Annotated in this window: 17 protein-coding genes; 9 read left to right on the plus strand and 8 right to left on the minus strand. The window is 70.1% G+C overall.

What is annotated here, in order from left to right; all coding sequences use genetic code 11:
* Positions 1-13 precede the first annotated feature (13 nt).
* From WS78_RS23605 to WS78_RS37760, 5 genes are all read left to right on the plus strand, one after another.
* The gene (locus tag WS78_RS23605) at positions 14-418 is read left to right on the plus strand and encodes a hypothetical protein (protein WP_226377296.1); all 405 of its coding nucleotides are present in this window, start codon (positions 14-16) and stop codon (positions 416-418) included.
* Positions 415-1,929, plus strand: a complete 1,515-nt coding sequence (locus tag WS78_RS23610) for an EscC/YscC/HrcC family type III secretion system outer membrane ring protein (RefSeq protein WP_082717377.1) — start codon at positions 415-417, stop codon at positions 1,927-1,929. The genes WS78_RS23605 and WS78_RS23610 overlap by 4 nt, the downstream gene beginning before the upstream one ends.
* A gap of 16 nt (positions 1,930-1,945) precedes the next feature.
* A complete protein-coding gene (sctD, locus tag WS78_RS23615) occupies positions 1,946-3,157 on the plus strand; it encodes a type III secretion system inner membrane ring subunit SctD (protein ID WP_059582097.1) in 1,212 nt (403 codons plus the stop codon).
* A 21-nt stretch (positions 3,158-3,178) separates the two neighbouring features.
* The gene (locus tag WS78_RS23620) at positions 3,179-3,400 is read left to right on the plus strand and encodes a hypothetical protein (protein WP_059582092.1); all 222 of its coding nucleotides are present in this window, start codon (positions 3,179-3,181) and stop codon (positions 3,398-3,400) included.
* A 338-nt stretch (positions 3,401-3,738) separates the two neighbouring features.
* Positions 3,739-3,894: an anthrax toxin-like adenylyl cyclase domain-containing protein gene (locus tag WS78_RS37760; RefSeq protein WP_231752765.1), complete on the plus strand. Its 156-nt coding sequence runs from the start codon at positions 3,739-3,741 to the stop codon at positions 3,892-3,894.
* Positions 3,895-3,980: 86 nt separating this feature from the next.
* Here WS78_RS37760 and sctW read toward each other — a convergent pair whose 3' ends face one another.
* The 8 genes from sctW to WS78_RS23665 are packed head-to-tail and all read right to left on the minus strand — an operon-like array spanning position 3,981 to position 9,068.
* The gene (gene sctW, locus WS78_RS23630) at positions 3,981-5,093 is read right to left on the minus strand and encodes a type III secretion system gatekeeper subunit SctW (RefSeq protein ID WP_059582088.1); all 1,113 of its coding nucleotides are present in this window, start codon (positions 5,091-5,093) and stop codon (positions 3,981-3,983) included.
* A complete protein-coding gene (locus tag WS78_RS23635) occupies positions 5,077-5,751 on the minus strand; it encodes a hypothetical protein (protein WP_059582085.1) in 675 nt (224 codons plus the stop codon). Before WS78_RS23635 ends, sctW begins: the two co-directional genes overlap by 17 nt.
* Entirely contained in the window at positions 5,748-6,680 is a 933-nt protein-coding gene (locus WS78_RS23640; RefSeq protein ID WP_197419489.1) for a type III secretion system domain-containing protein, read from the minus strand. Before WS78_RS23640 ends, WS78_RS23635 begins: the two co-directional genes overlap by 4 nt.
* 38 nt (positions 6,681-6,718) lie before the next feature.
* Complete coding sequence (gene sctJ / locus WS78_RS23645) at positions 6,719-7,471, minus strand: type III secretion system inner membrane ring lipoprotein SctJ (RefSeq protein ID WP_059582078.1); 753 nt, start codon at positions 7,469-7,471, stop codon at positions 6,719-6,721.
* Positions 7,468-7,812 carry a type III secretion system inner rod subunit SctI gene (gene sctI, locus WS78_RS23650; RefSeq protein WP_038747793.1) on the minus strand — a complete coding sequence of 115 codons (345 nt, stop codon included), beginning with the start codon at positions 7,810-7,812 and terminating at the stop codon, positions 7,468-7,470. Before sctI ends, sctJ begins: the two co-directional genes overlap by 4 nt.
* The gene (locus tag WS78_RS23655) at positions 7,724-8,119 is read right to left on the minus strand and encodes an EscG/YscG/SsaH family type III secretion system needle protein co-chaperone (RefSeq protein ID WP_063889467.1); all 396 of its coding nucleotides are present in this window, start codon (positions 8,117-8,119) and stop codon (positions 7,724-7,726) included. The genes sctI and WS78_RS23655 overlap by 89 nt, the downstream gene beginning before the upstream one ends.
* On the minus strand, positions 8,116-8,331 hold the full coding sequence (gene sctF / locus WS78_RS23660; RefSeq protein ID WP_038747791.1) for a type III secretion system needle filament subunit SctF: 216 nt from the start codon (positions 8,329-8,331) through the stop codon (positions 8,116-8,118). The genes WS78_RS23655 and sctF overlap by 4 nt, the downstream gene beginning before the upstream one ends.
* A 14-nt stretch (positions 8,332-8,345) precedes the next feature.
* Positions 8,346-9,068 carry a helix-turn-helix transcriptional regulator gene (locus WS78_RS23665; protein WP_226377297.1) on the minus strand — a complete coding sequence of 241 codons (723 nt, stop codon included), beginning with the start codon at positions 9,066-9,068 and terminating at the stop codon, positions 8,346-8,348.
* Between the two features lie 319 nt (positions 9,069-9,387).
* On the opposite strand from WS78_RS23665, the gene WS78_RS23670 reads away from it, so the two are divergent.
* The 4 genes from WS78_RS23670 (at position 9,388) to WS78_RS23685 (ending at position 11,932) form a co-directional block, all read left to right on the plus strand.
* The gene (locus WS78_RS23670; protein WP_059582255.1) at positions 9,388-10,200 is read left to right on the plus strand and encodes a secretion protein EspA; all 813 of its coding nucleotides are present in this window, start codon (positions 9,388-9,390) and stop codon (positions 10,198-10,200) included.
* Between the two features lie 159 nt (positions 10,201-10,359).
* Complete coding sequence (locus WS78_RS23675; protein ID WP_038744729.1) at positions 10,360-10,710, plus strand: hypothetical protein; 351 nt, start codon at positions 10,360-10,362, stop codon at positions 10,708-10,710.
* A gap of 120 nt (positions 10,711-10,830) precedes the next feature.
* Positions 10,831-11,385, plus strand: coding sequence for a type III secretion system translocon protein SseB (gene sseB, locus WS78_RS23680; protein ID WP_059582074.1), 555 nt, complete (start codon positions 10,831-10,833; stop codon positions 11,383-11,385).
* A gap of 58 nt (positions 11,386-11,443) precedes the next feature.
* Complete coding sequence (locus WS78_RS23685) at positions 11,444-11,932, plus strand: SycD/LcrH family type III secretion system chaperone (protein WP_038754772.1); 489 nt, start codon at positions 11,444-11,446, stop codon at positions 11,930-11,932.
* Position 11,933 lies beyond the last annotated feature (1 nt).

The raw sequence follows: 11,933 nt of genomic DNA on the forward strand, positions 1-11,933 counted from the left end.
AAAATGTCACGCCATGAAGCACGGATACCTGATTGACGCTCCCGCATGCATCCGGCATGTCGGATCGGTTTCGATCGGCGACGCGCGGCGCGGACGCTGGTCGCTGACGATGGACGAGCTGGACGGCTGGTGCGGCGAAGGCGCCTACGGCGTATGCGTTGCGTTCGCCGTGGACGGCGCGCCGCACGACGCCGCATGGCTTGCGCACGCGGCGCTGTGGCTCGCGTCGCTGCGCGGCCAGCCCGACGATGCGCTGTGGCTGGACGAGGGCACGCTCTACTTCGTGCGCCGCTACGATTGCGACGTCGATGCGGCCGCGCTGCGCGCGGGGCTCGAGCAGCAGGGCGCGGTCGTGCGCTGGCTCGGCGCGCATCACGCGGCCGCGCGCGGCATGCGTCGCGCAGGACCTCTCGAATGACGCGCGCGTTTCGTCGCACGCGAATGCGCGCGCGGGCCGCCGCGGCGCTTGCCGCGTGCGTGGCGGCGAACGCGGCAGCATGGGCCGCGCCGCTGCCGACGCACGGCGCGGCGCCGTTCTTTCTCGCCACGCGCGGCGCGAAGCTCGCCGACGTGCTGCGCGATCTCGGCGCGAACTATCGGGTGCCCGTCGTCGTCAGCGAGCAGGTCGACGGCGCGTTCATCGGCACGCTCGACGGCGGCCCGCCGGACGCGGCGCTCGATCGTCTCGCGCGGCTCTATCAGCTCGCGTGGTACTACGACGGGCAAACGCTCTACGTGTATCGCGCGCAGGAGGTGGCGAGCCGTCTGATCGCGCTCGACTACCTGCCTTCCGCCACCTTGATCGCGCAATTGCGCTCGGCCGGGCTGCTGGATCGGCGGCAATGCCGCGTGCTGGCGATCGCGCAGGCGAACGCGATCGAGGCGTACGGCGTGCCCGTCTGCCTCGAGCGCATCGCGCAATTCGCGAAGCGCCTCGATCAGCAGGCGATCAATCGCGAGCAGAATCAGGAGTCGGTGCGCTTCTTTCCGCTCAAGTACGCGACGGCCGCCGACACGTCGTACAGCTATCGATCGCAGCAGGTGACGGTGCCGGGCGTCGTGTCGGTGCTGCGCGAGATGGCGCAGGGCCGCGCGCTGCCGCTCAAGGACAGCCAGGGGCAGCAGCCGGCGAGCGACCGGCTGCTGCCGATGTTCGCCGCCGACGCGCGGCAGAACGCGGTGATCGTGCGCGACAAGCGCGCGAACATGAGCCTCTACGGCGACCTGATCGCGCAGCTCGACCGCAAGCCGAAGCTCGTCGAGATCTCGGTCACGATCATCGACATCAACGCGGAGGACCTCGGCGCGCTCGGCGTCGACTGGCAGGCGTCCGCGCGGATCGGCGGCGGCACGGTGAGCTTCAACAGCGGCGGCCAGCCCGGCGCGGGCAGCTTCTCGACGGTGATCTCGAACACCGGCAACTTCATGGTGCAGCTCAGCGCATTGCAGCAGAACTCGAAGGCGCGCATCCTGTCGCGCCCGTCGGTCGTCACGCTCGACAACATGCAGGCGGTGCTGGATCGCAACATCACGTTCTATACGAAGGTGAGCGCCGAGCGCGTCGCGCGGCTCGAATCGATTTCGACGGGCTCGCTGCTGCGCGTGACGCCGCGCATCATCGGCGACGCGGGCCGCCAGGAGGTCATGCTGACGCTCGTCGTGCAGGACGGCCGCCAGACGAGCCCGCTGAGCCGCCAGGAGCCGTTGCCGCAGACGCTCAGCTCCGAGATCGCGACGCATTCGCTGCTCAAGGAGGGCGATGCGCTGCTGCTGGGCGGCTTCGTGCAGGACGAGCTGAGCGAGGGCGAGCGCAAGATTCCGCTGCTCGGCGACATCCCGATTCTCGGGCGTCTGTTCAAGACGACGAGCCGGAGCCAGCGGCACACGGTCCGGCTGTTCCTGATCCGCGCCGATCCGTGGCAGACGTAGCCGGCATGACGATCCGATGCACAAGCTCAAGTGGCTGAACGGCCCGCTCGCCGGCCTCGAGTTCGATCTGCCGCCGGGCGCGACGCGCATCGGCGGCGACGACGCGGACATCGCGCTGCCGCTCGAAGGCGATGCGCGCGCGGAGCTGACGAGCGGCGAGGACGGCGTGCGCGTGTCGGCCGACGCGCGCGCGTGGGTCGACGGCCAGCCGTGGAATGCGCACGGCGCGTTGCCTCTCGGGCGGGCGATCGACGTCGCGGGCGTCGCGTTCGTGCTCGGCGAAAGCGGCGATACGCTGTCCGCGCTGCCGGTGCCCGCGCGGCGTCGCGCCGCGACGGCGGCGTCGACGCGCGCGCTCGCATGCGCGGCGTTCGCGTGCGCGGCGATCGCCGCGATCGCCGCGGGGCTCGCGCTGATTCTGTGGCGCCCGCCTGCGCCGGCGCGATTCGATGTCGACGCGTGGCTCGCGCAACAGATGCGCGCGCCGGCGCTGCACGGCCTGCATGCGCGGCGCGCGGCGGACGGCTCGGTGGAGGTGAGCGGGCTTTGCGCGTCGTCGGGCGACGTCGAGCGGCTGCGGGCGCGGTTGCGCGCGCGCGGCATCGCGATGCGCGACGCGAGCCTCTGCGCGGACACGCTGCGCGAGAACGTGCGCAACGTGCTCGCGCTGAACGGCTACCGCGACGTGGACGTGCGCAGCGACGCGACGCTCGACGGCGTCGAGATCCGCGGGCCGATCGTTGCCGATGCGGCGTGGCAGCGCGTCGCCGCGCAGCTTCAGATGCTGGGCGGGCTGCGCGCATGGCGCGCGGTTAACGATCGCGCATTGTGGTTCGGCCGGCTGTACGAAGCGCTGTCGGCTCGCGTGCCGCTCGACGGCCTGAACATCGTGATGTCCGGCAAGACGCTGATCGTCAGCGGCGCGGCGGACCCGGCCCGCGCGGCGGCGCTTTCGGCCGTGATCGCCGAATTCAACCGCTCGGCCCGCGACGGTTTCGCCGCGACGTGGCAGGACGTGCCGTCGCAACAGACGGCGAGCGCGTATCTGCCCGCGCCCGTCGTGACGGTGGGCGGCCACGCGGGCGCGATCTACGTCGTGCTCGCGAACGGCATGCGTCTGCAACTGGGCGGCGTGCTGCCGAACGGCTATGCGATCGTGCGCGTCACGCGCCGCGCGATGAGCCTGCGCAAGGACGAGCGCCTCGTGTCGGTGCCGCTCGACATGTGATCCTCCCGCAAGGAACCTCCGATGGTACGACTGACTGCTCTCGAAGAAACGCTGTTCGCCGACGACACGGGCGAGGCGCGCGACCGGCTGCTCGCCGTGCTCGCGCGCGCGTGCGCGCCGGGCGGCGATTGTCCGGACGCCGTGCGGCTCGCGGCGAGCGCGGCGCGCGACGTGATCGACACGCTGTGGGCGCGATATCACGGCAGCCCGCCCGGCCAAGCGGGGACGCCGCCGCGAGGCTGAATGCTCCGGCGAGCGCTCACGATGGGGAAACCGGCCGTGCGTGCCGGATTGCGCGAGCGGCGCCGCGCGACATCGCACACGATCGAATGTTCCGGATCGGCGCGGATACCGGATGGCCGAGCGCGGCCGCGGATTCGTGACGGCCGATCGAAGGCGTTCAGCGGCGATTGGTCGATTGTCGGCGCGTCCGGCGTTGCGGAAGCGCCGGGTCACGAACGGCATGACGCGACGGATTCGGCGCGGCCGAGCGCCGCCGGCGGTACGGCCGAATGCCGGCTCGCCGCGCCCGTCGAGCGCGTGCGAGGTGAGGCCGGGGCGCGCCCGCGCATCTGATCGAATTGCAGCGCGTCGCGCGCGAACATGCTTGCCAGACTTGCCTGATCGGCATTCGGCGCGCCGATCGGTTCGCGACCGGCCGGATCGAGAGCGGCCGTCCGGCGAAGGGCGGTCGCATCAAGGGCAAGCGCGCGAACCGGGGCCCGCCGGCCGGGTAAGGGAGGCGGCGCGCGTGCGGCGCGAGCCGTTCCTGTTCGCGCGCGAGCGATGGCCCGCCCATCTTCGCTCACGAGCGCGCGCCGAACTACAGCCCGGCGTCGGCCAGCGCTTCGAGATGCTCGGCGAACGCGCCGAGGATCGCGTCGCGCTGGCCGGCGTCCTCGTAGCAGTCGACGGGCAGCAGCTTGACGAGCTCCTGCATCGCCTTCGCGTAGCGGTAGCGGAACGCGTCGTCGCGGATCGCCGCGCCGGTGCGCTCGGCGAGCCAGCCCGCGCTGATCCAGCTTTGCTCGACGCATTCGACGAGCGATTGCAGCAGCACGTCGGCGTCGACGCCGGGCGCGTTCAACGCGTCGGCCGCGCGCGCGCAGTGATCCTCGACGCCGAGAAACTGCAGGATGCGTTTCAGGTCCGTGATCACGGCCGCGAGATGCGCATCCATCGCCGGCCCCTGTGCGGACAGCTCGAACGCGAGCGCGCGGATCAGCGTCTTCAGCTTGCGCCGCCGGTCGCGCAGGCGGCGAAATTCGTCGAACCATTCGGTCAGGCGCTTTTGCCGCGCGGCCGCGCGCTGATAGAGCCGCCGCAGCTCGCTCAGGCCCGCGCGGCCGGCCACGCCGAATTCGAGCCGGGCGAACAGCTGCAATGCCCATTCGTCGCCGTCGAGAATCGCGGCGAGCGCGTCTTCTGCGCGCTTGCGCCGCATGCCGGACAGCTTGCCTTCTTCGAGCATCGCGCCGAGCAGCAGCGCGATTTCGCCCGCGTTGAAGCCGGCGTCGCGCATCGCGTCGGCCGCATCGTCGAGTTCGTCGACGCCGGGAATCCGCTCGCGCAGCTCGGCGAGCTCGGCCGCCGACACCGCGCCGATCTGCTTGATCAACTGATGCAGCATCGAGCGCGCGCGCGGCCGATCCGGGCGGCCGTCCGCCGCGCCGCGCCGCGGCTCGCGAAAACGCGCGCCGATCGCGAAGCCGATGTCCTCGAGCGTTTCGGCGAACGATTCGCCCGACACGCCCGCCGCTTCGAGCGGCGCGCCGCCGAAGTCGAGCGGCGCGTCGGCGAGCTCGCGTTGCGCGAGCTCGTGCGCGGACTGCGGCGGCACGATCCGCTGGACCGGCTGCGCGGAAGCCGCGCCGGCGCCGGCCGGCGTCGCGGCGGCGCTCGCCTGCGCGGCGGCCGGATCAATACGGTTGAGCATCGGAGCGAGTCTCCTCGGTTGGGCCCGCGAGGCGCGCGAGCAACAGGCGCAGATGCCGGTCGAGATCGAAGCGGACGATCGCGTCCGGCGTTTCGAACCGTGCGGCGCGGTCCGACAGTGCGGTGTCGGCGTCGATTCGCACGCGCGGGTCGTGCCCAAGCGCGCCGCGCGCGCGCGGCAGGTTCGCCGGCGACACGAAGACGCGGAACGCTTGCCCGTGCGCGTCGGCGCGAACGCGCACGCGCACGCGTTGCGCGAGCAGCGCGACGGGCTCGTGCGTGCCGAGGTACGGCTCGACCACGCTCGCGACGAGCGCGCGCACGCGCGCGTCGATCCGCTCGGCGATCCGGGCCTCGGCTTCGCGCGCGTCGATCAGCCAGCGGACGGTATCGTCGATCAACGTGTCTCGCCGGCATTCGAGCTCGGCTTCGGCGCGGGCGGCGCCTTCGCGGTACGCGTCGTCGCGCACCCGCTCGGCCGCTTGCCGCGCCGCGTCGAGCTCGCGCCGCGCCTGATCGACGAGCGCACGCGCTTCGTCGCGCGCGGCCGCGACGACGGCCGCCGCGTCGCAATAGCGCGCGAGCGCGTCCGCCGGCAGATGCACGTCGAGCGGCGCGGGGCCGGGCAGCGAGACGATCGGAGGAACGAGGCCGTTCATAGGAAGCGGGCGAGTTTCAGGAGCTTGTCGGAGGCGGAGCCGGCGGTTGCCGGCGGCGATGCGTCGAGCGGGTTTCGCACGGCGAGCGCGTGCGGCGCGATCGATGCGGTCGGCGCGGTCGCTGCGGTCGGTACGGTCGCTGCGGTCGATGGGCTCGTCGCGTCGGGGGGCGCGGCGAGCCGTTCACACCCGTCGGTCGCGCCGGGCGTCGCGCGCAGGACCCGGGCGTCTCGCATGTCGTGCATGTCGTGCATGCCGCGCGTCTCGTGCATCTCACGCATCTCATGCGTTTGATGCGTCTGGTGCGTCTGGTGCGTGTCGAACGCATCGGCCGCATCGAACGCAACCGACGCATCGAACGCAGCCGGCCGCACGGCCGCATCCGGCCCGTCGAGCGGCGCATCGTCCGCCGGCGGCAGCCGCGTCGCGAGCAGCGTCGCGACGACGCACGCCCCCGCGTCGCGCCGCCACCATCGCACGCCCGCCGCCGTCGCGGCGTCGACGAGGCGCTCGGGCGATGCGACGCGCGCGGGCGAGCGCCATCCGCGATGCAGCGCGAGCAACTGCGCGCAGCCGCGCTCGCCGATCCGCCCGGCGAGGTGCGTGCGGTATCGCGTGACGAGCAGATGATCCGCGCAATCGAGCGCGATCACGCCGAGCGCGACGATCAGCGCTTCGATTCGCGGCTCGACGGACAGCAGCGCGCTTTGCCTGTCGTCGAGCCGCGCGGGCAGCGGCGCGCGCGGAAAGCCGCGCCGCGCGACGATCAGCCGGTCGATCGCCGCGCGGCACGCCGGATGGCGACGATAGCTTTCGCGCCACGCGGCGAGTCCGAGATGCGGCCACCAGCCGTCGTGCATCGTCGCGCCGGGTTGCCAGCCTAGCCGATGCAGGCGCTGCAGCGCGGGCGTGAAGGGCATGGACGACATGGAGGGCGCGACGGGCATGACGGGCGGTTCGCTCATGATCATGACGCGCGCGGCTCGCCCGCCGAGCGGCCGCGCGACGCGACGACGGCGACCGCGAGGCTCGCGACGATGCCGAGCGCGCCGAGCGCGAGCCCGAGCCCGAGCCGGTGCGCGCGCAGCCACGCGATGAGGCCCGCGTCGGCTTGCGGCCCGACTTCGGCCGGCATGTCGTAGCGGTAATCGGCGGGCTGCAGCACGACGCTCACGCGATCCGCCGCGAGCCCCGGCGTGCCGGTGACGACGAGGCTGCGGATCTCGGCTTCGCGCGCGGCGAAGTTGCGCTCGGGGCTGTACTTGACGAACACCGACGCCGACGGCTGCGGCGGATCGCGCCGGTTCTGCGGATCGCCCTCGGCGATCGACACCTGCGCGTCGACGACGCCGTCCATCGCGCGCAGCATCTTCTCGAGCTGCTGCTCCTTGAGGAACGTGATCTTCGCCTGCTCCTGCGCGGGCGACGTGACGAGCTGGCCGGACGGAAACAGATCCTCGAGCGCGGCCGCCTTGCGTCGCGGCAGCCCGTTCTGCCGCATCAGCTCGACCGCGTTGACGAACTGGTCGGAATCGACGCGAATCGTCACGTTGCCGTCCTTCGACAGCTTCTTGTCGACGTCGATGTCGCGCAGCATCAGCAGCGCGATCATCTGGTTCGCCTCGGTTTCGGGCAGGTTCGTGTAGAGATCCGTCTTGCAGGCCGCGAGCGACAGCGCGAGCGCGGCCGCGCACACGGCGCGTGAAGCGCGTGCGGTCATTGCATGTTCACCAGCTTGTTGATGCCCTGCGACACCGCGCCCGCCGCCTTCGCGGTCAGGTCGACTTCGAGGATCGCGCGCAGCATCGCCGACTGGTTCGCGAGCATGTCGAGCGGCTGCATCAGCGCGGCGCCGGGATCGCGCGCCGCGTCGAGCGCGCGTTCGACGCCGAGCGAGCGATGCTGGAAGCCGCTCGCCGCGCGCGCTTCGGGCGTGCTCGCGTCCTGGCCGAACAGCGCGCGCGTGAACGCGTCAATCTGGGTCTGGTCGACGGGCGTCGCGCCCGGCTGCTGCGCCGCTTGCAGCGTCTGGAGCGCGTGTTGCGCGGCTGTGATGTCCATGGAGGCTCCTTGCGAATTCGGATGAGAACGGGGGCGGCGCGCCGGACGGCGCGTGCGCGGGCGCGAGCAGCCCGCGCAGCAGCGCGGCGTCGGGCCCCGGCATCGACGCGAGCAGCCGCGCGGCGCAGCCGTCGCGGCCGAGCCCGATCAGCATCGTCGCTTCGACGAGCCGCCGGTCGCCTGTGGCCGCGACGAGCGCCGGCAGCGCGTCGTAGATCGCCCATGCGTGCCGCGCGAGCCCGTGATTGACGGCCGCGAGCCCGCACTCGACGAGCAGGCGGCGCGCGTCTTGCGAGAGCGCCGTCATATCTTCTGGATGATGCCGGACAGCATGTCCTTGACGGCCTTGAGCACCGCGCTCTGATAGCCGACGAACACCGAGTACTGCTGGATCGCGAACTGCGCCTGCAGCATGCTGGTCGGATCGTTGAGGTCGGACGCGTTCATTTTCGACTCGACGTCGTTGCCGACCTTGTCGACGAGACGCGAGAGCTGCTGATTGACGGCTTCGATATCCATCGCAGGGCCCTCCGTCAGGCCACCGCGGCCGCCGGCCGCTTCGCGCGCAGCCGGTACTGCGTCGGATTGCAGAGGTAGCGGCGGCGGAAGCTGTCGGTGAAATGCGCGTGATTCGAGAAGCCGCATTCGTGCGCGATGTCGAGAATGCGCATCGACGTCGACACGAGCAGATGCTGCGCGTGCGCGAGACGGCGCTCGACGAGCCAGCGCTTCGCGGACATCCCGTATTTCTCGACGAACAGCAGGTTGAACTTGCGCGGCGGCAGCCCGAACTCCTCGGCGAAGCGCGCGACGCTCCACGGATTGAGCGCGTGTGCGTCGACGAAGTCGACGAACTCGGTGTCGCCCGCCATCGCCGCGTGCAGCAGCCGCGAGAAGTACGCGCGATCGGCGCCGAGGCAAAACACGTACAGGAAGCTGAGGAGCGCCGGGCGCGACACGGGCGCGAGCAGCTCCAGCATGCCGATCACCTCGGGCGAGGTCGGCACGACGCGCAGCGGCTCGCCGCGAAACGGCGTCGCCTCGGGCCGGTCGATCAGCGCGCTGATCTCCGCGTACAGCGTGCGGAAGTCGGCCGCGTAGAAGTCGGCGAACTGGATGTCGGTGCCGGCGCCGGCGTCGCACAGCGCGGCGTCGTCACGGGTGACGACGATACAGTCGCCCGGCACCGCGTGGATCATGCCGCGCGTCCTCACCTGGCCGCTCAGGCGGCCGAACAGGAATCGTACAACTTGCATCAAGCCCCCGTGGCTGTTGTTGCTGCCCGGTCCGAATCATCGGCCATTTGGCTGAAAAATCGTCTCAGGTCATCACCTGAAACCGTCGGTCGGCGAGGCGGCATGCCGCACTTGCGCGCGTCGCCGGCCCGTTGCCGAAAAACCGGAATGCGCGGCCGGATTCCGACAAAGCGCGGCCGGATGCGTGGCTACGATGGACGCAACGGATCGGGGCGCGGCCGTTCGGGCGCGCCGATCGGCGCTCGTCGCGGACGCAGTCGGACGCGGCGGGCAGCGCCGAGTCAACCACCGGCTGCACGATAAAAAGGAGGGTCCCACGATGCAAGTTGGCATTGAGCGCCAGGGCGCGGCTTCCGTCGGCACGCAATACGCCGTGGACGCGCCGGGCGAGCGCAACGTCGCGAATCCGCACCCGATCGGCGACAGCATCGCGATGATGCTGGTGATCATGGATCTGCTGAGCCGGCAGACGACGGCGAAGCTGGACGACATGCAGAAGAAGTCGAACATCTCGCGCGACGCGCAGGACATGGCGAACAAGGTGGAGGCGGCGCTCGCGAAGCTCGTCAAGCCGGAGGACAAGACCGAGCTGCCCGCCGACGTGCTCAAGTATATGAAGGACAACGACATCCTCGTGAACGGCATGACGATTGACGAGTTCATGGCGGCGAAGACGGCGGCCGGCCCGGACCCTCGGAAATTCGCGCAGATGCTCGAAAAGATGCAGTCGATGATCGACAAGGCCGATGCGGACGGGATGACGTCGACGCCGTGGCAGGACGTGGTCAGCTACATGGATTCGCTCGGCATCAAGATCGACGGCAAGCGCGTGTGCGACTACATCTGGTCGCTGCCCGAGGTGAACTACCGGCCCGGCCAGAAGATCAGCGTCGATCACATGAAGACGATCATGAGCGCGCTGCAGGGCGCGGCGGGCCTCGACAAGGCGGACCTGATGTCGGTGAAGTCGTCGCTCGAATCGGTATCGGGGCGCGCGTCGGATTTCATCCAGCAGAGCCAGCTGAAGATGCAGCAGCTGATGCAGAACTACAACACGGCGGTGCAGATGATCAACAGCCTTCAAAGCATGCTCGCCGAATCGACGAAGGGCATCGCGTCGGCGATCCGCTGACGCGCCGCGCGGCCGGCGCGGCTTCGCGCGCGCCGGCCGCGCGACGGCGATTGCGGTAAACGCGCATGCGCGGGTACGAATTCGAAAGCGGCCGCGGTTTTCAGTAAAGCGAAATCGCGCGGTGAAATTACGATGAAACCGTCAAGAACGAGGTGAGCGATGCAAGGACTCGAGCAACTGAAGGATGCGATGACCGACCTGCACCGGCGCAAGGAAGCGATGCGCGAGCAGATGCAGGCGTTTGAAGCGTTGCAGGACGAGATCGCGGCGCTACGCGCGCGGGCCGCGCGCGATCCGGACGCGCGCCGCAAGCTGCAGCGTCTCGACGACCTGATGAAGCACGGCGGGCAGGGCCTCGCCGAGCGCATGACCGAGCAGGCCGGCAAGACGGAGCAGTGCCTGAAGCGGCTCGGCGACGAAATCGCGCAGCTCGCGCTCGCCGCCGCGCCGCAGCCCGAGGCCTCGCGCGAGCGCCGGACGCCGAGGAAATTCGCTCGCGCATTCGTCTGACACCCGTCCGATCCGGCCGCGCAGCGAAACAGCACGAAGCCGGAAACACGAAGCAAGCCGCAGCGAAGCGAACGGAACGTAGCGAAACGAACGAAACGAACGAAACGGAGAATCCGAGACATGACGACCATTCAACCGACCGCCCAGAGCCAGATGTCCAACGTCGACCCGATCGGCGGCGCGAGCGAGCGCAACGTCGCGAATCCGCACCCGATCGGCGACAGCATCGCGATGATGCTGGTGATCATGGATCTGCTGAGCCGGCAGACGACGGCGAAGCTGGACGACATGCAGAAGAAGTCGAACATCTCGCGCGACGCGCAGGACATGGCGAACAAGGTGGAAGCGGCGCTCGCGAAGCTCGTCAAGCCGGAGGACAAGACCGAGCTGCCCGCCGACGTGCTCAAGTACATGAAGGACAACAACATCCTCGTGAACGGCAAGACGATCGACGATTTCATGAAGGACAAGGGCGGCAAGCTCGACAAGGCGGACCTGATGTCGGTGAAGTCGTCGCTCGAATCGGTATCGGGGCGCGCGTCGGATTTCATCCAGCAGAGCCAGCTGAAGATGCAGCAGCTGATGCAGAACTACAACACGGCGGTGCAGATGATCAACAGCCTGCAAAGCATGCTCGCCGAATCGACGAAGGGCATCGCGTCGGCGATCCGCTGACGCGCCGCGCGGCCGGCGCGGCTTCGCGCGCGCCGGCCGCCGCACGGGAGACCATCCGATGGCCGCACTCAATCAAACGACGCCGCACGACGATCACGCGGTGCTGCAGCGCTTTTTCGCGTCGGGCGGATCGATTCGCATGCTCGCCGACGTCGAGCGGCGCGATCTCGACACGCTGTACGCGTATGCCACGCAGCTCCTCGACGCGGGCGAGCTGCACGCGGCGCGCAACTTCCTGCTGATGCTCGCGCGCGTCGATCACTGGAACTTCGATTACTGGTTCGCGCTCGGCCTTTGCCAGCAGCGGCTCGCCTCGCATGACGAAGCGATCTTCTGCTTCAGCCGCGCCGGGATGATACGCGTGGACGATCCGCGCGCGTCGTATCACGCGGGCGTGAGCTACCGGCTCGCCGGCAATTCCGATTACGCGGCGAAGGCGTTTCGCGCGGCGCTCGGCTGGTGCGGCGAGCGCGGCGAGCACAGCGAGCTGAAGGCGCGCGCGGCGCGGCAGCTCGCGCAATGCGCGCAATGTGAACGGGAGGAATGAA

This window comes from Burkholderia savannae (assembly GCF_001524445.2).
Lineage (GTDB): Bacteria > Pseudomonadota > Gammaproteobacteria > Burkholderiales > Burkholderiaceae > Burkholderia > Burkholderia savannae.